We start from the raw sequence: 25,678 nt of genomic DNA, 5'->3' as shown, positions 1-25,678 counted from the left end.
CCTCCGGCACCGTGACGACCATCTCCGACACCCGCGACGACGAAAGCCCGAGCTTCGCGCCGAACAGCCGCCTGGTGCTTTTCGCCACCCGGGCCCAGGGGCGCGACGTGTTGATGACCTCCACGCTTGATGGCAAGATCAAAGCGACCCTGCTGTCCAACCGCGGGGATGTGCGCGAGCCGGTCTGGGGGCCGTTCTCGCGCTGAGAGGCCGGGGCTGTGCGGATTCGTTGTGTCGGCCTCACAATCACGCACCGTGCCGCTGGGCGGTCACTGTTTCCCTGCCTGCCCGTCTTTTGTGGGTGGGCCTTCACCCCAAGCGTGGTCCCGGATCACGCGTTTCGTTCTTGATAGGAGCTATTCCATGAAACTTCGCACTGTGTCCTCCGCGCTGGCAACCGCATGCCTGTCCGCGGTTCTCGCGGGCTGCGGATCCAGCGTGAAGCTGGACGAGACCCCGGTCGAAAGCCGCACCGGCAATCTGGTGGGGCAGGGCGGTGCTGCGGAGTCGGCTGTCAAGCAGGTTGAGCTGCAGGGTCAGGACAACCAGCAGGGCGCCGCCGGCAAGCTGGACCGCGTCGTCTACTTCGACTTCGACAGCTATGTCGTCAAGGACGAGTACGGCCAGACCATGTCCTCCTATGCCAAGCTGCTGAACGGCGGTCAGCGTCGCCTGACCATCGAGGGCCACGCCGACGAGCGCGGCGGCCGGGAGTACAACCTGGCGCTGGGCCAGAAGCGCGCCGAGGCGGTGCGCAAGTCGCTGGCGCTGCTGGGCGTCAAGGAAGCCCAGATGGAGGCGGTGAGCTATGGCGAGGAGCGTCCCGTCGCGCTGGGCACGGACGAAGAAGCCTGGGCCAAGAACCGCCGCGCCGAGCTGAACGTGCGCTGAGCGCCCCGAGGCGATGAGATCCCGCATTATCTCGGGCCGCCTGGGCAGTGTGGCGCAGGCTACGCTGCTGGCGCTGGCCTGCGCGGCGCCGCTGTCCGCGCATGCGATCTTCAGCGACGACGAGGCGCGCCGGGCCATCCTCGAGCTGCGCCAGCGCCTCGACCAGGCCACCGAGCAGCGCCGCGGCGAGCAGACGCGCAACACCGAGCAGATCGAGCAGCTGCGCCGCAGCCTGCTCGATTTGAACAACCAGCTGGAGCAGACCCGCTCCGAGCTGGCCCGGCTGCGCGGCGAGAACGAGCAGCTGGCCCGCACGCTGGCCGAGCTGCAGCGCGGCCAGACCGACCTGAAGGCAGGCTTGGACGAGCGCATGCGCCAGTTCGAGCCGCAGCGTGCGGTGGTGGACGGCAAGGACATCCAGGTCCGGCCCGACGAAAAGCGCGACTACGAAGCGGCCCTGGAGCTGTTCCGCAAGGGCGACTTCCCGGCTGCGGCCGATGCTTTTGCCGCCTTCCAGCGCCGCTACCCCGGCAGCGGCTACAACGAGGCGGTGCTCTACTGGATGGGCAACGCGCTCTACGGCAAGCGCGACTACCGCGAGGCCATGACGGCCTTCCGCAGCCTGGTCACGGCCTCGCCCCAGCACCTGCGGGCGCCCGAGGCGCTGCTGTCGATCGCGATGTGCCAGATCGAGCTCAAGGACCGGACGGGCGCGCGCCGCACGCTGGACGAGCTGATCAAGGCCCACCCGCAGAGCGAAGCCGCGGCCGAGGCCAAGGAAAGGCGGGCGGCGCTGCGGTAACTGACCCTGCAGCTGCCGCGGCGTCGGGGCGCTTCTAAAATCGGTCCCATGCAAGACGCCGATCTTCCAGCCATCGCAGCCCAGGTTCTCTGGGCTGCTTTCTTTTTGTCGGTCGCTTTCGGCGTGATCGCGCACCGCAGCCGCTTCTGCACCATGGGTGCCGTCGCCGACATCGTCGCGATGGGAGATTGGGGTCGCATGCGCATGTGGGTGCTGGCGATCGGCGTGGCCATCGTCGGCTTCAACGCGATGGCAGGGCTGGGGTGGGTGGAGGCCTCCAAGAGCCTCTACGGCGGGCCCCGCCTGATCTGGCTGTCGGCGCTGGTCGGCGGCTTCCTGTTCGGGATCGGCATGGTGCTGGCCTCGGGTTGCGGCAGCAAGACGCTGGTCTGCATCGGCGGCGGCAATCTCAAGTCGCTGGTGGTCTTCCTGGTGCTCGGGCTGGCGGCCTACGCGACGCTGCGCGGCGTGACGGGCGTGCTGCGCGTTCACACGGTGGACCAGGCGGCGCTGACCCTGCCGGCCGGCCAGGACCTGCCGAGCCTGCTCAGCCATCTCTCGGCCGGTCCGCGCACGCTGTGGTCGTGGGGGCTGGGCCTGGGCATCGGCGGCACCTGTATCGCCTGGGCCCTGGCCCGGTCGGAAGGGCGCAGCGCCGAGCGGCTGCTGGGCGGTATCGGCATCGGCCTCGTGGTGGTCGGTGTCTGGTGGGTCTCGGGCCGCCTGGGTTATGTGGCCGAGGATCCGAACACGCTGCAGGAGGCCTTTGTCGCGACCCACTCTCAGCGCATGGAAGCGCTGAGCTTCGTCGCGCCGGTGGCCTACACACTCGACTGGCTGATCCTCTTCAGCGACCGCAGCCGCGTGCTGACCCTGGGCATCGTCTCGGTACTGGGGGTCGTGGCAGGCGCCGCGCTGCATGCGCTGGCCACCCGCAGCTTCCGCTGGGAGGGCTTCCGCGACGCGCCGGACACCGCGCGTCACCTGATCGGCGGGGTGCTGATGGGGGTGGGCGGCGTCACGGCGATGGGCTGCACCGTAGGGCAGGGCGTCTCGGGCCTTTCGACCCTGGCACTGGGCAGCTTCATTGCCTTCGCAGCGATCCTGGCCGGGGCCGTCGCCGCGCTGAAACTGCAGCTGTGGCTCATGGAGCGTGGGGTATGAACGATACGACGGCCATCATGGCGGCTGCGGTCACCGACAACGATGACGGCGACGGCGGTGAGCGCCGCTTCGGCGGCCTGCGCCGGCTCTACGGCACCGAGGGTTACCAGCGCATCCGCGCGGGACGGGTCGCGGTGGTGGGAGTGGGCGGCGTCGGCTCCTGGGCGGCCGAGGCGCTGGCGCGCAGCGGTGTGGCCGAGCTCTGGCTGTTCGACCTCGACCATGTGGCGCTTTCCAACGTCAACCGGCAGGTGCATGCGCTGGAGACCACGCTGGGCCAGGCCAAGGTGCTGGCGCTGCAGGAGCGCATCGCGCTGATCCATCCGGGCTGCCGGGTGCATCCGGTCGAGGAGTTCGTCGAGCCAGACAACTGGCCCGCGCTGCTGGGCGGGCCGGTGGATGCGGTGATCGACTGCTGCGATCAGGTGCGTGCCAAGAGCACCCTGGCCGCCTGGTCGCTCGCGACCGGCACGTCCTTGGTGGCCATAGGCGCAGCCGGCGGCAAGCAGCGCGCGCAGGACGTCGAGCTGGCCGACCTCGCGCTGACCACACACGACCCCTTGCTCGCCTCGATGCGCCAGCGCCTGCGGCGCGAGCACGGCGCGCCGCGCCGTGGCGAGATCGGCGTGAGCTGCGTGTTCTCGCGCGAGTCGGTGACGCGGCCGCCCGAGAGCTGCGACGTGGATGGCAGCCTCAACTGCCACGGGTACGGCTCCGTGGTCAGCGTCACGGCGACCTTCGGGCTGGTGGCTGCCGGCGAGGTGATCCGCCGGCTTGCGAAAACTTCGCGCAAGTCCGCTCACACCTCTTGATCGCATCGTAAAACCCTGTCTATAATCTAAGGCTTCGCGGGTTGTTAGCTCAGTCGGTAGAGCAGCGGACTTTTAATCCGTTGGTCGCAGGTTCGAATCCTGCACAACCCACCACCAGATTTTGTGAGACACTTCGGTCCTCGCAAAATTCAGCGAACAGGTTTCGGGCTCTTAGCTCAGTTGGTAGAGCAGCGGACTCTTAATCCGTAGGTCGAGTGTTCGAGTCACTCAGGGCCCACCAGATATCTCGAAAAGAACCCCGGTAGCCGTCAGGCTCCGGGGTTTTCTTTCAGGTGCAGTCCGGAGCACGGTAGCACGCTCGCCCACTGCATGCGCCGGCGTCGCAAGCACCCGCACAACATGACCAGTCCCCCCGCCGACAAGGCCCAGCTTCCGGGCTCCGGGGCGGTCGACACCACCAGTTCCACGTAATTCGGGCCGTAGTTCACGGCAAGCTGGAAGTGCGACGTGTCGAGATTGCTGCCCAGGGTGGCGAACTGGCCGTAGACGCCTCCGTCGGCGGTCAGGAAGCGGTAGACGCCGGGCGCCAGAGCCGGGGTGTCGAAATCCGCCCACAACAGGCCGTCGAGGGTCGCGATGCCGGCGACGCGGACATGGTCGAAGACGGCGCTGCTGTCCACGTCGAGCAGCAGCCGGCTGCTGCCGAAGCTCAGGCGGCCGAGCAGCGTCGCTTCGCCGACCTGCCCCTCGGCCCCGGCGCTGAAATCGCCCTCGAAGATGTCCGCACTCCAGGGGTCCAGCGTGCCGGCCAACCAGGTGGCGGGACGCGCTTCGGACCCTGGATCGCCGCGTTGCGTGTAGCCATCCGTCTTCAGCACGCTGCCTTCGTCCACCTGGAGCCGGCCGATGTTCTGCATCCAGCCGCTCTGCAGCGAGGCGCCGTTCAAGAGGGCCAGTTCGCCGGCATTCAAGAGGCTTTCACCCAAGGCGTTGTGGTCACTGCCTTGCCAGAACGTCGCGATGCGCGCCTGCGGGCCGTCGAGAACGATGCGGCCCTTGTTGGTGGCAATGGCGGTGGGACGGGTGCCGTCCGGCACACTGCCCAGGTTCAGGGCCAGCGTGCCGTTGCGCACGACATAGTCCCCGGCGGCGAGCCCGCCTTCTTTCCACTGCGCCAAGGGCCCCCAGATCATCAGGCGCGACCGATCGACCTCCAGCACCCCTCGGTTGTCCAGCGCGCCGGCGAAGGTCAAAGGGGCGGCCTTCACCAGCTTGACCACCCCCAGGTTCTCGAAGGCGGACTCGACCACCGTCTGTCCGGCGCCGGTCTTCACATAGGTGCCTTCGTTGCGGAAGCTGCTGACGGCCACCCGGGTGGGGCGGGGGCGCAACGGCAAGCTCTCTACATCGCGCGTCCCGCGAGCATTGCGATCCTCGAAACGGGTGCCCGCCGCCACCCGGATGCTGCCGCTGCCGAAGACATCGGCGCTCCCGTCCCAGATCACGCCGCCCAGGAAGGCCGCGGCGGTCCGGATTTCCTTGTGTGGCGGCGGCTCGTCGTAGTAGGTCCAGGAGCGCGGATCGTCGCCGGACAGGACGGCTTGGCCTTTGACAGTGAGCGGGCCGCTCAGCTCGAGGCGACCCACACCCCATTCAAGACGGTCCAGCACGACCTGGCCTTGGACGACCAAGCTGCTGAACCGGGATACCCCAGCGGCGCCCTCATCGGATGGCCGCGATTCCCCGATCCTGAGACGAGCGATGCGCAGGTCCCCTTCCACCTTCAGCTGGGCCCCTCGCGCGAGCTCCAGGGTGCCCGGCCCGCGGAGTTCGACGTCCTTCTGCAAGCGCGCCTCCCCCTCCGAGAAACGCAGGGTGCCGGCGTTGTCGATCAGGCCGGTGGAGAAACGCGCTTCGAAGGTCTCCCCGTATTTCTGGGCCGAGCGTATCTCCACCCGGCCCCCTTCGGCGATATGCCAGGCTCCCGTGCTGAGCAGCCGGCCGCGCTCGTGTCGCACGGCCAGCGTGCCGCCGCGAAGTGCCTCCACCCGGCCTTCCTGCAAGAAGGAAGCCGATTCGACAGAGACCTCGGCCCGGGCGTTCTCGACGCGCAGCAGGCCCTGATTGCGCCATGAGGCATCGACCAGCCCCACGGACCGCCAGTGGCCGCCCAGCACCTCGAGCGTGCCCAGGTTCTCGAAGCGACGGGTGTGACCCACGCTGGTCGTTGCAGCCCCCGTTTTGACATAGCGCCCCTCCACGGTCATGAGGTCCAGGCCCGAGCGACCCAGAACGTGGTCTGCGGAGTTGGCGTCGTCGTGGAAGACGGCCCCTGTCCCGACCGAGAAGATGGAGGCCGGCTCCAGCGCGGAGGCGCCGTCCTGCCACAGCGTCGCCCCGTCCAGATGCAGGCGGGTGCCGTACTCGACCTGCAACGTGCGTCCGGCCAGCACCGCCGGACCCTGCACTCGCACCTCAAAGGGCTGGTCCGACCATTGCCCGGCGTAGCCGAGGACCCCACCGGTCCATTGCAGACGGCCGACACTCAATGAGGCGCTGTGCCCTGCCAAGCGCCCGCTGCTCAACTCGAGGCCGCCGACACTCGAAGGTCCGCGCAGGTCCAAGGCTGCACCCGACATCTGCAATGCGCCTGTGCCTTCGAGCTGCCGAGCGAGGAAGGAGCCGCGACGCAAGGTCGTGTTGCTGGCGCCCAGCAGCACGTCGGTGTCCGCTGCTGCCGGCCAGCCGGCGGACCAGTTGGCAGCGAGGTCCCAGAAGGGCGCGTCAGGGCCGGCGCCCCCGATCCAGCGGGTGTCTGCGGCCATCGCCGGCGCGGCCGCCAACACGAGCTGCAGGGCGGCGGCCACAGCGGTGCAGCCCCACGAACGAGCGGTGCTTCTTGCCATCATCGACATCTCCATCAAGGGACACGCTCGAAGCGCACGAGCGAGTGTTGGTGAACGGCATTGAAAGGCCGCCACCGGGTCGGTGGACGGCCACGCTAGGCTGCGATGCTCACGCCGGCTCTGCCTGCGCGGCCCGGCGTCGGCGCGCTCTGCCTGCCAGGGCTGCCGCGCCGATGCCAGTCAACATCCAGCTGCCCGGCTCGGGGACGCTCGACACCACCAGATCCACGTGATGCGTGCCGTAGCGGGCCGACAGGTGGTAGAGCGCGGGATCCAGATTGCTGGCAAGGGACGAGAAGGTCCCGCTGACGCCGCCGCCCGCGGTGAGGAAGCGATAGCTGCCTGGCGCTGCCGCGGCGTCGACGAATTCAGCCCGGAGGGTGCCATTCAGCTCCACGCTGCCCGAGATGCGAAGACGGTCATAGACCTCGGCCGCCGCCACGTCCAGCAGCAGCCGGCTTCCGGCGAGCGACACCGACTCCCCGAGCAGGCTGGCATCGCCGACTTGCCCCTCGAGGCCGGCACTCAGTCTGCCGTGCTCGAAATGGACCTCCCGCACGTCCAGGATGCCGGCGAGCCAAGTGGCCGCCTCTGGCGTCGGTTCCTGGGTCATCGCCTGCCAGAACATGTCGGCTTGCAGCACGCTGCCGGCGCCGATCTCGAGCCGGCCGTAGTTGGTGAGGGACAGCGTCTGCAGCGTCGCGCCGCCCAGCAGGGACAGCTGTCCTTCGTTGCCCACCCAACTGCTCAGTGCGTTCTGCTCGACGCCGCGCCAGACCGTGACGAAGCGCGCCTCCGGTCCATCGAGGACGATGGTGGCGCGGTTCTGCTGGATCAGGGCCGGCCCGAACCCGTATGCGGCATCGCCAAGATTGAAGACCAGGCTGCCGTTGCGAGCGATGTAGCGACCCGCCCTCAGCTCACCCTCCCGGTATTGCGCCAGCGGACCCCAGATCACGACCCGGGACCGGTCGGCCTCCATCGTCCCCGTGTTGTCGAGCCGGCCGGCGAAGGTCAGTGTCCCGGCCGCCACCGAGCGCACGCTGCCCCGGTTGACGAAGGAGGAGACCACCGTCGTCTGCCCCGCCCCGGTCTTCAGGTAGCTTCCCTCGTTCAGGACACTGGCCACCGCCACGCGGGTCGGACGCGCCGGACGGTCTCCCGCATCACGGGTGCCGCGCGAGTTGTGGTCCTCGAAGCGTCCACCGGAGCCGATGTGGATGCTGCCGCTGCCTTGCAGATCCGCATTGCCGTCCCAGCGGGTGGGCCCCAGAAAGCTGAAGGCGGTCTTGATCTCCTTGACTGGCGGCCTCATGGGGCCGGCCCAGTACTCGAGCCGGTCGTACAGTTCGGCCTGGCCTCGAACGGTCAGGGGCCCGCTGGTGTCCAGCCAGGCTTCCCCCCACTCCAGGCGATCCAGCGTCGCACGGCCGTGGAGCTCCACCCGGCTGTACACGGCGTTGTAATACGGTGGTGATTCGCCGCGGTTGTCCGGCTCACCGATCCTGAGGCCGCCGACGTCGAGGTCGCCTTCTATCGTCAGGCGTGCTCCCCGCGCGGCTTCGATGGTGCCGGGTCCGTGCCACTCCACCTCTTTCGAGACCCGCGCGCGTCCCTGGGAGAAACGGAGGGTGCCGGCGTTGTTCACTGCGCCGCGTAAGAACAGCGCCTCCCCTTCATAAGGGTCGTCGTTGCTCACCTCGACGGTGCCGCCCTCCGCGATATTCCAGAGGCCGGTGCTGCCCAGCCAGGCCCGGTCATGACGCAGCGTGATCTTTGCGTTGGACAGGACGTCAACGATGCCGTGCTGGCCGATCGGCGAGCGGAAGGTCGACACCTTCATCTCGGCATCCTGGACGCGAATCCTGCCGGTGTTGCTCCAGGTTCCATTCGGGAAGTTGTGTTGCTCCCACGTTCCCCCCAGCACCTCGAGAAGCCCGCGGTTCTCGAAAGCGTCGTAGCCGCTGCCGACTGTGGTGGTTGCCGCGCCCGTCTTGACGTAGCGACCTTCGAGGATGCTCGCGCCCATCCGGTGGTCCGCCGTGCGGGCGTCGTCATGGAAGACGCCGCGCGGACCGGTGGCGAGATGTGCAAGCGCAAGGGTGGAGGCGCCGTCCTTCCAGGAGGTGAGGCCCTCCAGCCGCAGCACCGCGCCGCCGAACGACAAGCTCGCGCCCTGCAGCACCGCCGGCCCTTCCACGGTGAAGTTCATCCCGCTGTCCTCGGGACTGGACGCGACGCCGACCTGCCCGGCCGTCCACCGCAAGCTGCCGACCCGCAGCGCTGCCTGGTGGCCCACGATGCGGCCGCCCGACAACTCGAGACGGCCCAGGCTCGATGCGCCTGCATGCAGGTCCAACTGTCCTCCCTTCATGCTCAACGCGCCTGTGCCCCGCACGCTCCTCGCCACGAAGGAGCCGCTGCGCAATGTCGTGTCGCTGCTGGCGAGCTGCACGTCGGTGTCGGCGCTCGCCGGCAGGCCGGCGGACCAGTTGGACGCCAGATCCCAGAAGGGCTGGGCCGCCCCGGCCTGCCCCGTCCACAGGGTCTCGAGCGAGAGCGCCGGGCCGGCGTGACAGGAGAGCTGTATCGCGGTGACCAGGGCGAGGAGCGGGGCGCGCCTGCCAGGGGCCGGGCTGGGTAACGAGAACCGAGGGTGCCGGGGCGTTAGGGAAGGACATGAAGCAAGCTCAGCCATGCGCCATCTCCTCGATCAGGACTTGATGCGAAGCCGATGCGCCGAAAGTCGGGCGCCTGACTGTCAAGTTAGGCGCCAGAAGGCAGGCTTGCGCCCCCCAAGGTCGGGGGCGATCCTCAGCCGGCACGACTTGCCCCTCGCTCGGCAGCATGACACTGCACGTCTTCAGCACAGCGCCGATACGCCTCGGCCCTTGCCCGCCGCAGGCAAAATGCTTCCTTCCCTGGCAGGCTCGCCGCCCCACCCCGTGGTGGCAGGCGGGAGCGCCGGTTGCAGAAGGAGAGACCATGCAATCCACCGTTTTTTCCCGGCGCCTTGTAGCGGCGGCAGGCGCAGCGGCTCTCCTCGCCGGCTGCGCCACGGCCTACTCGCCCGGCCAGCTCGCGGCCGGCACCCCGGCCTCCGAGGTCATCGCGCGCATGGGGCCGCCTACCGGCGAGCATGCCGGACCACAAGGCACGCGGCGCCTGGAGTTTGCGCGCGGGCCGTTTGGCAAGCACACCTACATGGTCGACCTCGACAGCCAGGGCCGAGTGACCGGCTGGCAGCAAGTGCTCGACGAGAAGACCTTCAACGCGCTGCCTGTGGGCATCGGCCGGCAGGACGTGCTCTACCGCCTGGGCCGTCCGTCGAACGTGATGGAGATTCCCCGCCGCAACGAGCTGGTCTGGTCTTACCGCTACGATGCCGTCTTCTGCCAGTGGTTCCAGGTCAGCCTGGACCGCACCTCACAGCAGGTGACCTCCACCAATTACAACGTCGACCCGATGTGCGATCCGGACGATCGCGTCGTCCCTTTCTGATCTCCTTCACCGCCCAATGATCACTCTCTACGGCATCCCGAATTGCGACACCGTGAAGAAAGCGCGCCGCTGGCTCGACGAGCACGGCCTGGCCTATACCTTCCATGACTTCAAGAAGCAGGGTGTTCCCGAGGACGGCCTGGACCGTTGGCTGGCGGCGAAGGGCTGGCAGACTCTGGTGAACCGCCAGGGCACCACCTGGCGCAAGCTGGACCTTGCGCAGCAGGCGGCCGTCACCGACGAGGCGAGCGCGCGCGAGCTGATGAGGGCGCAGGCCAGCGTGATCAAGCGCCCGGTGCTGGAGTCTGGCGGCTGTGTACTGGTCGGCTTCGACCCGCAGGCGTACGCGGAGCTGGCAGCGGGCTGACGCCGGGCCTCCTTCCCGAGCCATGAAAAAAGGCCGTGCCCCTCGGGGACGCGGCCTTGCGCTTGGACCGGTACGGCGAGCCGGGCTCAGGCCGCCAGCAACTGGCGCAGCACGAAGGGCAGGATGCCGCCGTGCTTGTAGTAGTCGACCTCGATCGGCGTATCGATGCGCAACTTCAGGGTCACGCGCTGCTCCTCGCCGCCGGTGCGGCGGATCACCAGCGTGGCCTCCTGCTGCGGGCGGATATCCTCGCCGACCAGCACGTCGAACTCCTCGTCGCCGCGGATGCCCAGCGACTCCCAGGAGTCGTTCCCGAGGAACTGCAGCGGCAGCACGCCCATGCCGACCAGGTTGGAGCGGTGGATGCGTTCGAAGCTGCGCGCCACGACTGCCTTGATGCCCAGCAGCTGGGTGCCCTTGGCGGCCCAGTCGCGCGAGGAACCGGTGCCGTACTCCTCGCCGCCGAAGATGATGGTGGGCGTGCCCTGCTCGATGTATTTCATCGCGGCGTCGTAGATGAACATCTTCTCGCCGCCGGGCTGGAACAGGGTCAGGCCGCCTTCCTCGCGCGAGCCGTCCTCGCGCGCCGGGATCATCAGGTTCTTGATGCGCACATTGGCGAAGGTGCCGCGCATCATTACCTCGTGGTTGCCGCGCCGCGAGCCGTAGCTGTTGAAGTCGGCCTTGATGACACCGTTTTCCTTCAGCCAGCGGCCGGCCGGCGAGTCCTCCTTGATGGAGCCGGCCGGCGAGATGTGGTCGGTCGTGATGGAGTCGCCGAACAAGGCCATCGCACGAGCACCGCGCACGCCGGCGTCGGTGAAGGTCGGCTCCATCGCGAACCCTTCGAAGAAGGGCGGCTCGGCGATGTAGGTGGACTTGGGCCAGTTGTAGACCTGGCCGGCCACGCCCTCGATCTGGGTCCACAGTTTGCCCGGCTCGCTGCTCACCTTGGCGTAGTTCTCCTTGAACGCCTTGGCGTTCATCGCGTACTTCATCAGTGCATGGACCTCGTCGCTGGTCGGCCAGATGTCGCCCAGGTAGATGTCGCGGCCGCCCTTGCCCTTGCCGACCGGCTCGGTCATCAGGTCGCGGCGCACGTTGCCGGCGATCGCATAGGCCACCACCAGCGGCGGCGAGGCCAGGAAGTTGGCCTTGATGTTCGGGTGGATGCGCGCCTCGAAGTTGCGGTTGCCCGACAGCACCGCCGCGCAGACCAGGTCGTTGCGCCAGATCACCTCGTTGAGCTCGGGCGCCAGGTCGCCGGCATTGCCGATGCAGGTGGTGCAGCCGTAGGCGGCGACGCTGAAGCCGAGCTTTTCGAGGTAGGGCAGCAGGCCCGCCTTCTCAAGGTATTCGGTGACGATACGCGAGCCCGGGGCCAGCGAGGTCTTGATGTGCGGCTTGACCTTCAGGCCCGCCTCCACGGCCTTTTTCGCCAGCAGGCCCGCGGCCAGCAGCACGCCCGGGTTGGAGGTGTTGGTGCAGGAGGTGATGGCCGCGATCAGCACGTCGCCGTTGCGGATGTCCAGGCCGTTGCTGGTCGGGAAGACCTGTTCCAGCTTCTCGGGCGGCTGGTTGAAGCCGTTTTCCGAGGTCGGCTTGCTGAACAGCTCGCTGAAGGTGCTGGAGAGCCTGCCGATCTCGATGCGGTCCTGCGGCCGCTTGGGGCCGGCCAGGCTGGGCGTCACCGTGCCCAGGTCCAGCTTCACGACCTTGGTGTAGTTGATCTGGCCGGCCTGCGGCACGCCGAACAGGCCCTGGGCCCGGAAATAGGCCTCGAAGGCCTCGATCTCCTGCTTGCTGCGACCGGTGCCCCGGAAGTAGTCGATGGTCTTCTCGTCGACCGGGAAGAAGCCCATGGTCGCGCCGTACTCGGGCGCCATGTTGCCGATGGTGGCACGGTCGGGCACGGCCAGCGAGGCGGTGCCCTCGCCGAAAAACTCGACAAACTTGCCCACCACTTTCTCCTTGCGCAGGATCTCGGTGACGGTCAGCACCAGGTCGGTCGCGGTGACGCCTTCGCGCAGCTGGCCGCTCAGCTCGAAGCCGACCACGTCGGGCGTCAGGAAGTAAACCGGCTGGCCCAGCATGCCGGCCTCCGCCTCGATGCCGCCGACACCCCAGGCGACCACACCGATGCCGTTGATCATGGTGGTGTGGCTGTCGGTGCCGACCAGGGTGTCGGGATAAAACACGCCATCGGCGCGCTGGTGCACGCCGCGCGCCAGGTATTCCAGGTTCACCTGGTGCACGATGCCGAAGCCCGGCGGCACCACGCCGAAGGTGTCAAAGGCCTGCATGCCCCACTTCATGAACTCGTAGCGCTCCTGGTTGCGCTGGAACTCGAGGCGCATGTTGAGGTCCAGGGCCTTCTTGCTGCCGTAGTGGTCGATCATCACCGAGTGGTCGACCACCAGGTCCACCGGCACCAGGGGCTCGATGGTCTTCGGGTTCTTGCCCATGTCCTGCGCGACCGAGCGCATCGCCGCGAGGTCGGCCAGCAGCGGCACGCCGGTGAAGTCCTGCAGCACCACCCGGGCGACGACGAAGGGGATCTCGTCGGTGCGCTCGGCGGTGGCCTGCCAGTTCGCCAGCTGCTCGACATGCTCGGTGGTCACCTTCTTGCCGTCACAGTTGCGCAGCACGCTCTCGAGCACGATGCGGATCGACACCGGCAGCCTGGCGACATTGGGGAACTGCTTGGCAAGCTCGGGCAGCGAGAAGAACTTGCCGGTGCGGCCGGAAGCCGTTGCAAAGGTCTTCTGGGTCTTGGCGAAGGCATGCACGGGCGCTTTGGCGTCCTTCTGGCGGGGCGCGAGGGTGGCTTTGGCCATGGGGGTCACTCCGAGGTGCGGTTCAAGGTGGGGCGGATCGTGGCGATTCTCTCAGTTTGGGCTTGCGTGGCAAGAAGCGTGCAGGCGCTTCGCGAGGGTGCGCCCCTCGCGGTCGATCCTGCCCGGGGCCCTTCAGGCCGCTTCAGCCGCGCGTGCCCGGGCTTGCCGAGTGCGCCGCAGCGGCGCCATGCCAGCGCCCCCCGCCGAGACCGAGGGCCCTGGGCAGCGCGGCGACGACGACGTGGATCAAGGTCGCCACGCTGTCCGCCCGCACGTGCCCGGCACGCAGCACCGCGTCGCGCACCGGCGACCACATCCCCGTCTCAAGCACCGAGGGGCGAGCCTGGATAGAGAGCCTGACGTGCACCTTGTCGGTGAGGCCGGCCAGTGCCTTGCGGCGCGAGGCCAGGCGGTCGATCTCGCTCTGCACCCGGGTCAGCTCGCGCTCCACCTCGATCAGCTTTGCCAGCTTGGCCTTCGGTGTGGCCATCAGGCGCCGCAGCTGGTCCCGGAACTCGCTCATGTTCTTCAGCCGCGCCTCGGTGTCGACCACCTCGTCGGTGCGATCCTCCGCGGTCTTGTTGTGCTGCCCCACCTGGCCCAGCGCGGTGACACGCGCCAGGAAGGCGTCCAAGGCCGCCGTGTAGAGGCCGAGCTCGTGGCGCACTGCCAGGTAGCGGCGCGGCGCAGCCGGCTCGGCGGGCGCCTCGGCCCGTCGGGCCCGCTCGATCAGGCGGCGGGGAGGGCAGGGCATGTGGGCTCCAGGGCAGTGCAGACGTGAAATGACTTCGACGCAGGCGACCATGCGACGGGGTTGACCGGAGCTCACGCGGCGTGTGGGGGGTTACTTACACTTGCTATAGGTAGCGACTTTTTGCTACTTCGCTGCGGTTTAATCCCGTTCACAACAAATCCCAAGGAGGTTTTCTTGAAGTTGCGTCCCTCGTACGCGGCGGGTCTCGCTGCGCTTTCACTTGCCGCCTGCGGCGGCGGTTCCGGCGGTTCCACCGACTCTTCTTCCGCTCAATCGCCAGCTCGCGGTCAGGCCGAGGCCCCGGCACCGGGCCCGTCGTGCCGCGCCGCGCGTCCGCTGGAGGAACTGCCTCCGGGGCAGACCGCGGTCGCGGAGTCCGCCTTCGACACCGACTTCACGGGCCTGGCGCCCGGCTGGCAGGTCAACCAGTGGGGCGGTGCCGCCTGGGATGCCGGCCGCAGCACCGACGCCCGAAACAGCAGCGGAGCGCAGCGTTTCCGGGTCAACAACCGTGGGACGGGTGATGCGCAGCTGTTCTACGACTTCGCCTTCAAGGCCAACAAGATGTACCGCGCGGTCTTCTACATCAAGAAGATCAAGCAGGACTCCGAGGAAGCCGACACCCTGGTGGACGTGATGTTCCGCCGGCACAAACCCTATGACGTCGCGACGAAGACGACCGTCAGCGTCGGCGGCAACTGGCAGCGCGTCGAGATCGAGGGCTATTACCGCTGGACGGACCGCGGCGCGCTGCGCATCGCCGTGCAGGACGTCGGCAAGGACATCCTGATCGACAGCATGACGCTGATCGAACTTAGCGACGAACTCCGGGCGGCGCCGACTCCGCTGCCGAACAGCGATCCGCTCGCCACGCCGGTGTCCACGCTGGTCAGCTGCTCCGACTTCAGCGGGTCCCCGGACAGCAAGTTCGGCTGGGGGTGGAAGGTGAACGATTGGTGGGTCGACGGTCAGCCCAGGCCCAAGTACCTGGCCGAGGTCCGCACGGACGGCGGCATGGGTGGCTACCAGCGTTTCCAGCTCGAGAGCAAGGGCTCGGGCGATGCGCACCTGATCTATGGCTACCCCTTCCGCGTCGGCCGCACCTACCGCGTCGAGATGCTGGCGCGGACGAGCGGGGACGGCAACCCGGCGGTCACGCTGGGGATCCGGCGGGAGCGCAAGGACAGCCACCCGATGCTGATCGAAAAAACCTTCAGGCCGGGGCCCTCCTTCCAGCGGATCGGTTTCGAAGTCGCGATCGACGGACGCGAGCCGAAGACCCTGAGGCTGGCGCTCGACCAGCCCGGCACCCTCGACATTGACGAGGTCCGCATTTACGAAGTCAACAAGAACGACGTGAAGCCGGCCAGCAAGAGCGTGGCGCCCGACTTGCTGTTCGGCGTGCACTACACCCTGCTCCCCGAGCATGCCCTGGACGCGGGTGTGAACGCATCGGTGCTACGGCTCTGGGACACCACGACGACGTGGAAGGATCTCGAGGATGCCGGGCCGGGCCAGTGGTCGACGAAGATCTTCAGAGACCGGCTTCAGTGGGTCTATCTGGCGCGTGCGACCAGCAAGGGCCAGAAGGTCCTGATGACGCTCGGGCAGACGCCTGGGTGGGCACAGCCGAAAGGCCCGCAGTACGCGCCCGAGCGCTTCGACGATTGGAAAAACTACGTTCGTCACCTGAAAGAGCATCCAAATCTCGCGGGCAAGATCCACTACTGGGAAGTGTGGAACGAAGCCGACTACAACCTCTTCTACAAGGACAGCGTCGCCAATCTGTTGAGGCTGACCGAGACGACACGCGAGGCGCTCGGGAACGACGCGGTGATCATCTCTCCGAGCTTCACGGTCAGCACCGGCCTGGCCCGGCTGGAAAGCTTCCTGGCCGCGGGCGGCCACAACCATGTCGACAAGATCGGCTACCACTTCTATTACAACCCGGTGAGGCCCGAGAACATCGTGGCGCCGATTGCCAACGTGCGCGCCGTGCTGAAGAGCCACGGCGTCACCAAGCCGATCTGGAACACCGAGGGCGGTCCCTACTGCTCGGTGTCCGACACGGCCACGGGTGGCTGCGTCGCGGACAATCCGACGGAGAACGAGCACTGGGCCAGCATGCCGCGCGCGCTGATGGTGATGTGGTCACAGGGGATCGAGAACTTCAACTACTACCAGTACGAAGGCAAGCGCAACTTCTCGCCGGTGAGCGCGCTGGCGCGTCCGGACTCGGGCTGGCGGCCGCTGACCACCGCCGGCAAGGCCTATAACAAGATCCGCGAATGGCTGACCGGCGCGCAGCTGGAGGACGCGTACGAAGTGCGCGACAACCCGACCGACGAGAACCTCGTTTATGTGTTCAAGCTGAAGCGTGGCACCCGGTCCTTTGCAATCCTTTGGTCGACCAATGAGGGCCGCAAGGTCCAGCTGCCCGCCACCTGGGGCTTCACCACCGCGACACCGCTGAACGGCAGCCAGGCCCCCATCTCCGGCCAGCAGCTGACCCTCGGCGTGGTGCCGGTCCTGCTCCAGTGAGTGCGGGCGGGGGCCCCGGCCTCCGCCCTGCCATACTGGCTCGCATGATCCGCATCGGAACGGCGGGATGGAGCGTCCCGCGGGCGGCTGCGGCCGCCTTTCCCGGCGAGGGCTCGCACCTGGCGCGTTACGCCCGGGTCCTGCCCTGCGCCGAGATCAACACGTCCTTCTACCGGCCGCATCAGCGCAAGACCTATGAGAGCTGGGCGGCGCAGGTGCCTGAGCACTTCCGCTTCGCGGTCAAGCTGCCGCGGACCATCACCCACGAAGGACAGCTGCGGCGGGCCCGTCAGCCGCTGGCTGCCTTCCTCGAGCAGGTGGGTGGCCTGGGCGACAAGCTCGGCGTCCTGCTGGTCCAGCTGCCGCCATCCTTTGCCTTCGAGGCGCGCGTCGCACGCACCTTCTTCGACCTGCTGCGCGAGCTGCATGAGGGCGCGGTGGTCTGCGAGCCGCGCCACAAGAGCTGGTTCGAGCCGGCGGCAGAGCGCCTGCTCGTCTCGCGCCGCATCGGCCGCGTGGCGGCCGACCCCGCCCGGCCGGAAGGGGCGGGCCAGCCCAGCGGTTGGCTGGGCCCGCAAGGTGACGGCGCCGGGGCGACCGTCTACTACCGCTGGCACGGCTCACCGCGTATCTACTACTCGCGCTACGACCCCGAGCGGCTGGCGCAGTGGGCCGAGGAGGTGCGGCGCTGGCATGCCGAGGCGGACCTCTGGTGCATCTTCGACAACACCGCCTCCGGCGCCGCGGCGGAAAACGCGCTCGAACTGCAAACCCTGCTGGGCCGCTGACCGCTGCCGGCACCGGCAGGTACGCCCGGCTCGCCCTCCGGAGGCAAAAAAAAACGGCCCGCATTGCGGGCCGTTCCTGGTCGGGAGGAGTCTGCCGGTCGATCAGACCGCCACTTCCTTCGCCACCTCGCTGAACTCCTGGATCTGGTCGAAGTTCATGTAGCGGTACACCTTGTCGCCGTCCTTGTTGATCACGCCCATGTCGGCGTGGTACTCGGCCACGGTCGGGATGCGGCCCAGCTTGGAGCAGATCGCGGCCAGCTCGGCCGAGCCGAGGTAGACGTTGGTGTTCTTGCCCAGGCGGTTGGGGAAGTTGCGGGTGCTGGTGGACATCACGGTCGCGCCTTCGCGCACCTGGGCCTGGTTGCCCATGCACAGGCTGCAGCCCGGCATTTCCATGCGGGCGCCGGCGCCGCCCAGCACGCCGTAGTGGCCTTCCTTGGTCAGCTCGGCCGCGTCCATCTTGGTCGGCGGGGCGACCCACAGCTTGACCGGGATGTCGCGCTTGCCTTCGAGCAGCTTGGAGGCTGCACGGAAGTGGCCGATGTTGGTCATGCAGGAGCCGATGAAGACCTCGTCGATGGTCGCGCCCTGCACGTCGGACAGCGTCTTGGCGTCGTCCGGGTCGTTGGGGCAGCAGACGATCGGTTCCTTGATGTCGGCCAGGTCGATCTCGATCACCGCGGCGTACTCGGCGTCCGCGTCCGGCTGCAGCAGCTCGGGCTTGGCCAGCCACTGCTCCATCGCCTTGATGCGGCGCTCCAGGCTGCGCTTGTCCTGGTAGCCGTTGGCGATCATCCACTTCAGCAGCGTGATGTTGCTGTTGAGGTACTCGATGATCGGTTCCTTGTTCAGGCGCACCGTGCAACCGGCCGCGCTGCGCTCGGCCGAGGCGTCGCTCAGTTCGAAGGCCTGTTCCACCTTCAGGTCGGGCAGGCCCTCGATCTCGAGGACGCGGCCCGAGAAGATGTTCTTCTTGCCTTGCTTGGCGACCGTCAGCAGGCCCTGCTTGATCGCGTACAGCGGGATCGCGTGCACCAGGTCGCGCAGGGTGATGCCGGGCTGCATCTTGCCCTTGAAACGCACCAGCACCGATTCCGGCATGTCCAGCGGCATCACGCCGGTGGCGGCGGCGAAGGCGACCAGGCCCGAGCCGGCCGGGAAGCTGATGCCGATCGGGAAGCGGGTGTGGCTGTCGCCGCCGGTGCCCACGGTGTCGGGCAGCAGCATGCGGTTGAGCCAGCTGTGGATCACACCGTCACCGGGGCGCAGCGCGATGCCGCCGCGGTTGCTGATGAAGGCGGGCAGCTCGCGGTGCATCTTGACGTCGACCGGCTTGGGATAGGCGGCCGTGTGGCAGAAGCTCTGCATCACCAGGTCGGCGCTGAAGCCCAGGCAGGCCAGGTCCTTCAGCTCGTCGCGGGTCATCGGGCCGGTGGTGTCCTGGCTGCCGACCGAAGTCATGCGCGGCTCGCAGTACGTGCCCGGGCGCACGCCCTGGCCTTCCGGCAGGCCGCAGGCGCGGCCGACCATCTTCTGCGCCAGCGTGAAGCCCTTGGTCGAGGCGCTCGGCGAGGTCGGCAGGCGGAAGGCCGTCGAGGCGGGCAGGCCCAGGAAGTCGCGTGCCTTGGCGGTCAGCGAGCGGCCGATGATCAGGTTGATGCGACCGCCGGCACGCACTTCGTCGAACAGCACGTCGCTCTTGAGCGCGAACTCGGCGATCTTGGCGCCGTTTTTCTCGATCTTGCCGGCATAGGGGTAGATGTCGACCACGTCGCCCATGTCCATGCCGGACACGTCGACCTCGATCGGCAGCGCGCCCGAGTCTTCCTGCGTGTTGAAGAAGATCGGGGCGATCTTGCCGCCCAGGCAGATGCCGCCGAACCGCTTGTTGGGCACGAAGGGGATGTCCTCGCCGGTGGCCCAGATCACGCTGTTGGTGGCGGACTTGCGGCTGGAGCCGGTGCCGACCACGTCACCGACGTAGGCGACCAGGTGGCCCTTCTTCTTCAGGTCTTCGATGAACTTGACCGGGCCGCGCTTGCCGTCTTCCTCGGGCGTGATGCCGGGGCGGGCGTTTTTCAGCATCGCCAGGTAGTGCAGCGGGATGTCCGGGCGGCTCCAGGCGTCGGGGGCGGGCGACAGGTCGTCGGTGTTGGTCTCGCCGGTGACTTTGAAGACGGTCACGGTGATCTTCTCGGCCACTTCAGGGCGCGAGGTGAACCACTCGGCATCGGCCCAGGACTGGATCACGGCCTTGGCATGCGCGTTGCCGGCTTTGGCCTTCTCGGCCACGTCGTGGAAGTAGTCGAACATCAGCAGGGTCTTCTTCAGACCTTCTGCAGCGACCGGGGCCACGTCGGCGTCGTCGAGCAGCTCGATCAGCGGCTTGACGTTGTAGCCGCCCACCATGGTGCCCAGCAGCTCGGTCGCCTTGGCGCGCGAGATCAGCGCGACCTTGAGCTCGCCGTCGGCCACGGCGGCCAGGAAGGAGGCCTTGACCTTGGCCGCGTCGTCCACGCCCGGCGGGACGCGGTGCGTCAGCAGCTCGAGCAGGAACTGTTCTTCGCCGGCGGGCGGGTTCTTCAGCAGTTCGATCAGCTCGGCGGTCTGCTGGGCAGACAGCGGCAGCGGGGGAATGCCGAGCGCGGCGCGTTCAGCGACGTGGTCGCGGTAGGTTTGCAGCATGTGGGGCTCCGGGGATGGCCGGCTCCGTGACGGGCCGGCGACTTTCGTATTTTATGTCTTATATAAGACTTGCCAAGCCGGACAGGCGTGGCATGTCGTGCGTCTTCGACAAAAAGGCCACCCGGAGGCGGCCTCGGCAGGGCGGAGCGTGCGTCAGATGACGTACAGGTCCACGTACTCGTGCACCGGCATCGCCTCCAGCGCCTTCTGATCCAGCGAGACGGCGAGGATGCTGTCCTGCTGCTTTTTCGGGAAGCGGCGCGCGAGCTTGGTGCGGAACTTGGCCTCGAGCAGCGGAATGCCGTCGGCGCGGCGGCGCTTGTGGCCGATGGGGTACTCCACGACGATCTCGTCCAGCCGGGTGCCGTCCTTGAGTTCCACGGTGAGTCCATTGGCGATGGAGCGCTTCTCGGGGTCGTGATAGTCGTGCGTGAACTGCGCATCCTCGATGCAGACGATCTTGTCGCGCAGCGCGTCAATGCGCGGGTCGCCGGCAATCTCGTCCTCATAGTCGGCCGCGGTCAGGCGGCCGTAGATCAGCGGCACCGCCACCATGTACTGGATGCAGTGATCGCGGTCGGCCGGGTTGTTCAGCGGGCCCTGCTTGTCGATGATGCGGATGCAGGCCTCATGGGTCCGGATGTTCACCTTGCGGATGTCGTCCGAGGTCTTGCCGCGCTGGGCCAGCTCGGCGTGCAGGCTCATCGCCGCTTCCACGGCGGTCTGGCCGTGGAACTCGGCCGGGTAGCTGATCTTGAACAGCACGTGTTCCATCACGTAGCTGCCGTAGGGGCGCTGGAACTTGAATTCCTGGCCCTTGAAGAGCACGTCGTAGAAGCCCCAGCCCTTGGCCGTCAACACGCTCGGGTAGCCCATCTCGCCGGTCTTGGCGATCAGCGCCAGGCGCACCGCGCGGCTGGTGGCGTCGCCGGCGGCCCAGCTCTTGCGCGAGCCGGTGTTGGGTGCATGCCGGTAGGTGCGCAGGGCCTGGCCGTCGACCCAGGCGAGCGACACGGCGTTGATGATCTCGTCGCGAGTGAGCCCCAGCATCCGGGCCACGACGGCGGTGGAGGCGACCTTCACCAGCACCACGTGGTCGAGGCCCACCTGGTTGAAGGAGTTTTCCAGCGCGATGCAGCCCTGGATCTCGTGGGCCTTGATCATCGCGGTCAGGACCTCACGCATCCGCAGCGGCTGCTTGCCGGCGGCCACGGCGTTGCGGCTTTGCCAGTCGGCGGTGGCCAGGATGCCGCCCAGGTTGTCGGAGGGGTGGCCCCACTCGGCCGCCAGCCAGGTGTCGTTGAAGTCCAGCCAGCGGATCATTGCGCCGATGTTGAAGGCGGCCTGGATCGGGTCAAGCTGGAACTGGGTGCCGGGCACCTTGGCGCCGTTGGGCACCACGGTACCGGGCACGACCGGCCCCAGGAGCTTGGTGCACGCCGGGTACTCCAGGGCCTCCAGTCCGCAGCCGAGCGTATCGATCAGGCAGTGGCGCGCGGTGTCGTAGGCGAGCTGCGAGTCGATCTCATGGCTCGTCACATAGTCGACGATGTCGACCAGGACCTGGTCGGGATCGGGACGGACGTTGGAGATGCCGGCGGACATGCGTCCTCTTGGGGCTTTCGGGAAGGTTTACTGCGTCGCGGCGGCTGCCTTGAGGGCGTCGGCAGCGTCACGCTGCTTCTCATGAACGCAGTCGTCCACCATACGCTGGCCGCTCTTCGTGTTCATCAACATCGACTTGTTGGCGATCTGCAGGTAGAGGGTTTCACCGCGCACGTCTTCCAGGCGCATCGCGCCGGTGGACGACAGCACCGGTTTCATCACATACGTTTTCTTGCCGTACTTCAAGTCCACGTAGCCGGGCGTCTTCGAGTTTGCCTCCAGGTCGACCGACTGCTTGCCCTCGCACTGGCTCACACCGTAGTGCACACGCTCGGCGGCCTGCAGCTGCTCGGGGGTCGCGGCGGCCAGGACCGTGGCGGCCGCCGCGCTGCGTTTCTTCTTCTTGGCCGGCTGGCTGTCCGTCGCATGGGCCAGCGAGACCGCCATCAGGGCAGAAGCGACGCACGCGACACGAATCAGGGTTTTCCTCATGGTGTTCTCCAACTCTCGGGTTCTGATGGATCAGGGAGTCCCGATTGTGGTCGCGTGCATTTTGTAACCAAGCTCAGGCACGATCCTTGATTGCGACAAATTTCAGGTCTTCGGGACCTGTGTAATTGGCGCTGGGCCGGATGATCTTGCCGTCGATCCGCTGCTCGATGATGTGCGCGCTCCAGCCCGAGGTCCGGGCGATGACGAACAGCGGCGTGAACATCGCCGTGGGCACGCCCATCATGTGGTAGCTCACGGCCGAGAACCAGTCCAGGTTGGGGAACATCTTCTTGACCTCCCACATGACCGATTCCAGCCGTTCCGCGATGTCGAACATCTTCATGTTCCTGGCGTCGGCCGACAGGCGCTTGGCGACGCCCTTGATGACCTTGTTGCGCGGGTCGCTCACGGTGTAGACGGGGTGGCCGAAGCCGATGATGACTTCCTTGCTCTCGACCCGGCGGCGGATGTCGGCCTCGGCCTGGTCGGGCGTGTCGTAGCGCTTCTGGATCTCGAAGGCGACCTCGTTGGCGCCGCCATGCTTGGGGCCGCGCAGCGCGCCGATCGCGCCGGCGATGGCCGAGTACATGTCCGAGCCGGTGCCGGCGATGACACGGCCGGTGAAGGTGGAGGCGTTGAACTCGTGCTCGGCGTAGAGGATCAGCGAGGTGTGCATCGCCTGGACCCAGGCCTCGCTCGGCTTGCGGCCGTGCAGCAGGTGCAGGAAATGGCCGCCGATGGAGTCGTCGTCGGTCTCCACCTCGATGCGCCTGCCGTTGTGGCTCCAGTGGTACCAGTAGAGCAGCATCGGGCCCAGGCTGGCCATCAGCTTGTCGGCGATGTCGCGCGCGCCCGGGTGGTTGTGGTCGTCCTTCTCGGGCGAGACACAGCCGAGCACCGAGACGCCGGTGCGCATCACGTCCATCGGGTGGGCGCTCGCCGGCAGTTGCTCCAGCGCCGCCTTGACCGCGGCCGGAACGCCGCGCAAGGCCTTGAGCTTGGCCTTGTAGGCGACCAGCTCGGCGAGCGTCGGCAGCTTGCCGTGCACCAGCAGGTGGGCGATCTCCTCGAACTCGCAGCTCTCGGCCACGTCGAGGATGTCGTAGCCGCGGTAGTGCAGGTCGTTGCCGGTGCGGCCGACGGTGCACAGCGCCGTGTTGCCGGCGGTGGTGCCGGAAAGGGCGACCGACTTCTTGGGCTTGAAGCCGGTGGCTGCGGTGGGGGTCTCGCTCATCAAAGTCTCCTGGGTTGTCGCCTGCGGGCCTCGCGGAAGCAGCCGCCCGGGGGCGGGGCGATCATGTCGAAGTCTCCGTGAAAAACGCCTGGATGGCCTCGGCCGGCAGCGGCCGGCCGGTGCGGTGGGCGCGTTCGAGCACGTGCCAGTAGTAGCGGTAGCTGGCGCGGTCGTGCAAGGTGTCGCTGCCGCGGGTGCGGTGGCGCACCGGTCCCCAGCCGGCGGCCTGTGCGCCCAGCAGGATCTCGGCGGCCGCGACGATCTCCTCCTCGTCCGGCGCGAAGGCCTCGACGATGGGCAGGATCTGGTTCGGGTGGATGCTCCACATCCGGGTGTAGCCGAGTTCGCGGCAGGCCTTGCGGGCCGCGCTGCGCAGCGCGTCGAGGTCGTTGAACTCGGTCACGACGCCGTGCGAGGGCGTCTTCGCGGCGGCATGGCAGGCCGCCGCGATCTCGATCTTGGCGCGCAGCACCAGCGGGTGCGTGAATTGGCCGGCCGCGCTCATGCCGCTCGAGGGGATGGCGCCGCGGTGGGCCGAGACGAAGTCCATCAGCCCGAAGGACAACGACTCGACCCGGGGATGCGCCGCGATGTCCCAGACCTGGCGCAGCGCGCCATGGGTCTCGACCAGCACGTGAACGGGGATCTTGCGCGCCAGGCCCAGCGAGCCGCCGATCGCGTCGATACGCTCGCAGGCCGACTGCACGTCGCCCAGGCTGCGGGGCTTGGGGACCATCAGGTAGGCGAGCCGGGCGCCGCAGCGCCGCAGCAGGATCTCGACCTCGGCGTCGAAGCTCGGATGGCTGACCGGGTGCACCCGCGCGCCGACCCGGTTCCAGCGGTTGTGCGGCGAGTCGACCAGCTCGGCGATCAGCGCCGCATGCTCCCTTTCGCCACCGACGGGCGCGCCGTCCTCGGCGTCCAGCGTCGCGTCGAACACGGCGGCGCCGCAGCGCTCGCCCAGTTCGGCCTGCAGCGCCAGGCTCTTGCGCATGCGCGCCTCGACGCCGGCGTAGTGGTCGCAGACGGGCAGCGAGGGCAGCGCTTCACCGGCCTCGAACAGCGCGCGGGCGGGGTGCAGCGGGGCCGAAGCCGCGGAAGGAGCAGGGGAGGGGTTCAATTGACCCACACGTAAATCGAAGGTCGAAAAAAAGGCCGACAAGCAGACGCTGCCGGCCTTTCCTGTCGGGGCCCTGCGAGGCCCCCGGGCCGATCAGAGCAGGTGCTTGACGCCGTCCTGCTCTTCCTGCAGTTCCTTGAGCGTCAGGTTGATGCGCTCCTGCGAGAAGGCGTCGATCTCCAGGCCTTCGACGATCTTGTACTCGCCGTTCTCGACCGTGACCGGGAAGCCGAACATGACGTCCTTGGGAATGCCGTATTCGCCGTTGGACGGGATGCCCATCGTGACCCACTTGCCCTTGGTGCCCAGGGCCCAGTCGCGCATGTGGTCGATCGCGGCGTTGGCGGCCGAGGCGGCCGAGGACAGGCCGCGCGCCTCGATGATGGCGGCGCCGCGCTTGCCGACGGTGGGCAGGAACACGTTCTTGTTCCACTCCTCGTCGTTGATCATCTGCTTGACCGGCTGGCCGTCGATGGTCGCGAAGCGGTAGTCGGCGTACATCGTCGGCGAGTGGTTGCCCCACACGGCCAGCTTCTCGATGCTGGCGACCGGCTTGCCGGTCTTGGCGGCGATCTGGCTCAGCGCGCGGTTGTGGTCCAGGCGCAGCATCGCGGTGAAGTTCTTGCGCGGCAGGTCGGGGGCCGACTTCATCGCGATGTAGGCGTTGGTGTTGGCCGGGTTGCCGACCACCAGCACGCGCACGTTGCGGCTGGCCACCGCGTTCAGGGCCTTGCCCTGGGCGGTGAAGATCTGGGCGTTGGCCGACAGCAGGTCCTTGCGCTCCATGCCGGGGCCGCGGGGGCGGGCGCCGACCAGCAGGGCGTAGTCGGTGTCCTTGAAGGCGGTCATCGGGTCGCTGTGCGCTTCCATGCTGTGCAGCAGCGGGAAGGCGCAGTCCTCGAGTTCCATCATCACGCCCTTGAGCGCCTTCTGGGCCTTCTCGTCCGGGATCTCCAGCAGCTGCAGGATCACGGGCTGGTCCTTGCCCAGCATCTCGCCGGAGGCGATGCGGAACAGCAGGGCATAGCCGATCTGGCCAGCGGCGCCGGTGACGGCCACGCGTACGGGTTTCTTGCTCATGTGAGACTCCAGGGATCGTGTTGTGTGGATCGAGGGCCGAGGTGCCGGGCGACACGAAGGGCGTCGCGCGCGTACCTGCTCCAGGTCCGAAGTGTAGGGGAGTCTAGGGTTCGCTCTCCACACTGTCAACGGTCT

Annotated in this window: 18 protein-coding genes, 2 tRNA genes and 1 pseudogene; 11 read left to right on the top strand and 10 right to left on the bottom strand. The window is 67.8% G+C overall.

The features are described from left to right. The 7 genes and pseudogenes from OOT46_RS10725 to OOT46_RS10695 form a co-directional block, all read left to right on the top strand. A pseudogene (locus OOT46_RS10725) lies at positions 1-206 on the top strand (Tol-Pal system protein TolB); the annotation flags it as partial. Positions 207-363: 157 nt separating this feature from the next. Further along, on the top strand, positions 364-891 hold the full coding sequence (gene pal, locus OOT46_RS10720) for a peptidoglycan-associated lipoprotein Pal (RefSeq protein WP_265403581.1): 528 nt from the start codon (positions 364-366) through the stop codon (positions 889-891). A gap of 13 nt (positions 892-904) precedes the next feature. Further along, the gene (gene ybgF, locus OOT46_RS10715; RefSeq protein WP_265403580.1) at positions 905-1,693 is read left to right on the top strand and encodes a tol-pal system protein YbgF; all 789 of its coding nucleotides are present in this window, start codon (positions 905-907) and stop codon (positions 1,691-1,693) included. Between the two features lie 48 nt (positions 1,694-1,741). Further along, positions 1,742-2,857 (top strand): YeeE/YedE family protein, encoded by a 1,116-nt coding sequence (locus OOT46_RS10710; protein WP_265403579.1) that lies wholly within the window; start codon positions 1,742-1,744, stop codon positions 2,855-2,857. A 17-nt stretch (positions 2,858-2,874) separates the two neighbouring features. After that, positions 2,875-3,669, top strand: a complete 795-nt coding sequence (locus tag OOT46_RS10705) for a tRNA threonylcarbamoyladenosine dehydratase (protein WP_265403591.1) — start codon at positions 2,875-2,877, stop codon at positions 3,667-3,669. A 38-nt stretch (positions 3,670-3,707) separates the two neighbouring features. Next, positions 3,708-3,783 (top strand) — tRNA-Lys (locus tag OOT46_RS10700). A 51-nt stretch (positions 3,784-3,834) separates the two neighbouring features. Continuing rightward, positions 3,835-3,910, top strand: a tRNA-Lys gene (locus tag OOT46_RS10695). 28 nt (positions 3,911-3,938) lie between these two features. On the opposite strand, the gene OOT46_RS10690 is transcribed toward OOT46_RS10695, so the two are convergent. After that, complete coding sequence (locus OOT46_RS10690) at positions 3,939-6,539, bottom strand: hypothetical protein (protein ID WP_265403578.1); 2,601 nt, start codon at positions 6,537-6,539, stop codon at positions 3,939-3,941. Between the two features lie 106 nt (positions 6,540-6,645). Beyond that, a complete protein-coding gene (locus tag OOT46_RS10685) occupies positions 6,646-9,234 on the bottom strand; it encodes a PEP-CTERM sorting domain-containing protein (RefSeq protein ID WP_265403577.1) in 2,589 nt (862 codons plus the stop codon). A 287-nt stretch (positions 9,235-9,521) separates the two neighbouring features. On the opposite strand from OOT46_RS10685, the gene OOT46_RS10680 reads away from it, so the two are divergent. Together OOT46_RS10680 and OOT46_RS10675 are read left to right on the top strand one after the other, a co-directional pair. Next, positions 9,522-10,037 carry a hypothetical protein gene (locus OOT46_RS10680; RefSeq protein WP_265403576.1) on the top strand — a complete coding sequence of 172 codons (516 nt, stop codon included), beginning with the start codon at positions 9,522-9,524 and terminating at the stop codon, positions 10,035-10,037. Positions 10,038-10,053: 16 nt separating this feature from the next. Further along, complete coding sequence (locus tag OOT46_RS10675) at positions 10,054-10,404, top strand: ArsC family reductase (protein WP_265403575.1); 351 nt, start codon at positions 10,054-10,056, stop codon at positions 10,402-10,404. Positions 10,405-10,490: 86 nt separating this feature from the next. Here OOT46_RS10675 and acnA read toward each other — a convergent pair whose 3' ends face one another. After that, positions 10,491-13,241, bottom strand: coding sequence for an aconitate hydratase AcnA (acnA, locus tag OOT46_RS10670; RefSeq protein ID WP_265403574.1), 2,751 nt, complete (start codon positions 13,239-13,241; stop codon positions 10,491-10,493). A 142-nt stretch (positions 13,242-13,383) separates the two neighbouring features. After that, the gene (locus tag OOT46_RS10665) at positions 13,384-13,995 is read right to left on the bottom strand and encodes a DUF4349 domain-containing protein (protein WP_265403573.1); all 612 of its coding nucleotides are present in this window, start codon (positions 13,993-13,995) and stop codon (positions 13,384-13,386) included. Between the two features lie 174 nt (positions 13,996-14,169). On the opposite strand from OOT46_RS10665, the gene OOT46_RS10660 reads away from it, so the two are divergent. Then, complete coding sequence (locus OOT46_RS10660; RefSeq protein WP_265403572.1) at positions 14,170-16,536, top strand: hypothetical protein; 2,367 nt, start codon at positions 14,170-14,172, stop codon at positions 16,534-16,536. A gap of 44 nt (positions 16,537-16,580) precedes the next feature. Continuing rightward, entirely contained in the window at positions 16,581-17,324 is a 744-nt protein-coding gene (locus OOT46_RS10655; RefSeq protein ID WP_265403571.1) for a DUF72 domain-containing protein, read from the top strand. 102 nt (positions 17,325-17,426) lie between these two features. Here OOT46_RS10655 and acnB read toward each other — a convergent pair whose 3' ends face one another. The 6 genes from acnB to OOT46_RS10625 all read right to left on the bottom strand — a co-directional run bounded on the left by acnB (position 17,427) and on the right by OOT46_RS10625 (position 25,543). Further along, a complete protein-coding gene (acnB, locus tag OOT46_RS10650; protein ID WP_265403570.1) occupies positions 17,427-20,012 on the bottom strand; it encodes a bifunctional aconitate hydratase 2/2-methylisocitrate dehydratase in 2,586 nt (861 codons plus the stop codon). Between the two features lie 153 nt (positions 20,013-20,165). Beyond that, positions 20,166-21,617 carry a bifunctional 2-methylcitrate dehydratase/aconitate hydratase gene (locus OOT46_RS10645; RefSeq protein ID WP_265403569.1) on the bottom strand — a complete coding sequence of 484 codons (1,452 nt, stop codon included), beginning with the start codon at positions 21,615-21,617 and terminating at the stop codon, positions 20,166-20,168. A 27-nt stretch (positions 21,618-21,644) separates the two neighbouring features. Continuing rightward, positions 21,645-22,109: a hypothetical protein gene (locus tag OOT46_RS10640; protein WP_265403568.1), complete on the bottom strand. Its 465-nt coding sequence runs from the start codon at positions 22,107-22,109 to the stop codon at positions 21,645-21,647. Positions 22,110-22,182: 73 nt separating this feature from the next. Then, positions 22,183-23,343, bottom strand: coding sequence for a 2-methylcitrate synthase (prpC, locus tag OOT46_RS10635; protein ID WP_265403567.1), 1,161 nt, complete (start codon positions 23,341-23,343; stop codon positions 22,183-22,185). A gap of 61 nt (positions 23,344-23,404) precedes the next feature. Next, entirely contained in the window at positions 23,405-24,463 is a 1,059-nt protein-coding gene (locus tag OOT46_RS10630) for an HpcH/HpaI aldolase/citrate lyase family protein (protein WP_416136177.1), read from the bottom strand. Between the two features lie 93 nt (positions 24,464-24,556). Then, positions 24,557-25,543, bottom strand: coding sequence for a malate dehydrogenase (locus OOT46_RS10625; RefSeq protein ID WP_265403566.1), 987 nt, complete (start codon positions 25,541-25,543; stop codon positions 24,557-24,559). Positions 25,544-25,678: the final 135 nt, after the last annotated feature.

It is taken from the genome of Aquabacterium sp. A7-Y (genome assembly GCF_026153205.1).
Lineage (GTDB): Bacteria > Pseudomonadota > Gammaproteobacteria > Burkholderiales > Burkholderiaceae_C > Caldimonas.
Note: the sequence above shows the minus strand (reverse complement) of the source record. Positions and strands in the feature narration are given on the sequence as shown.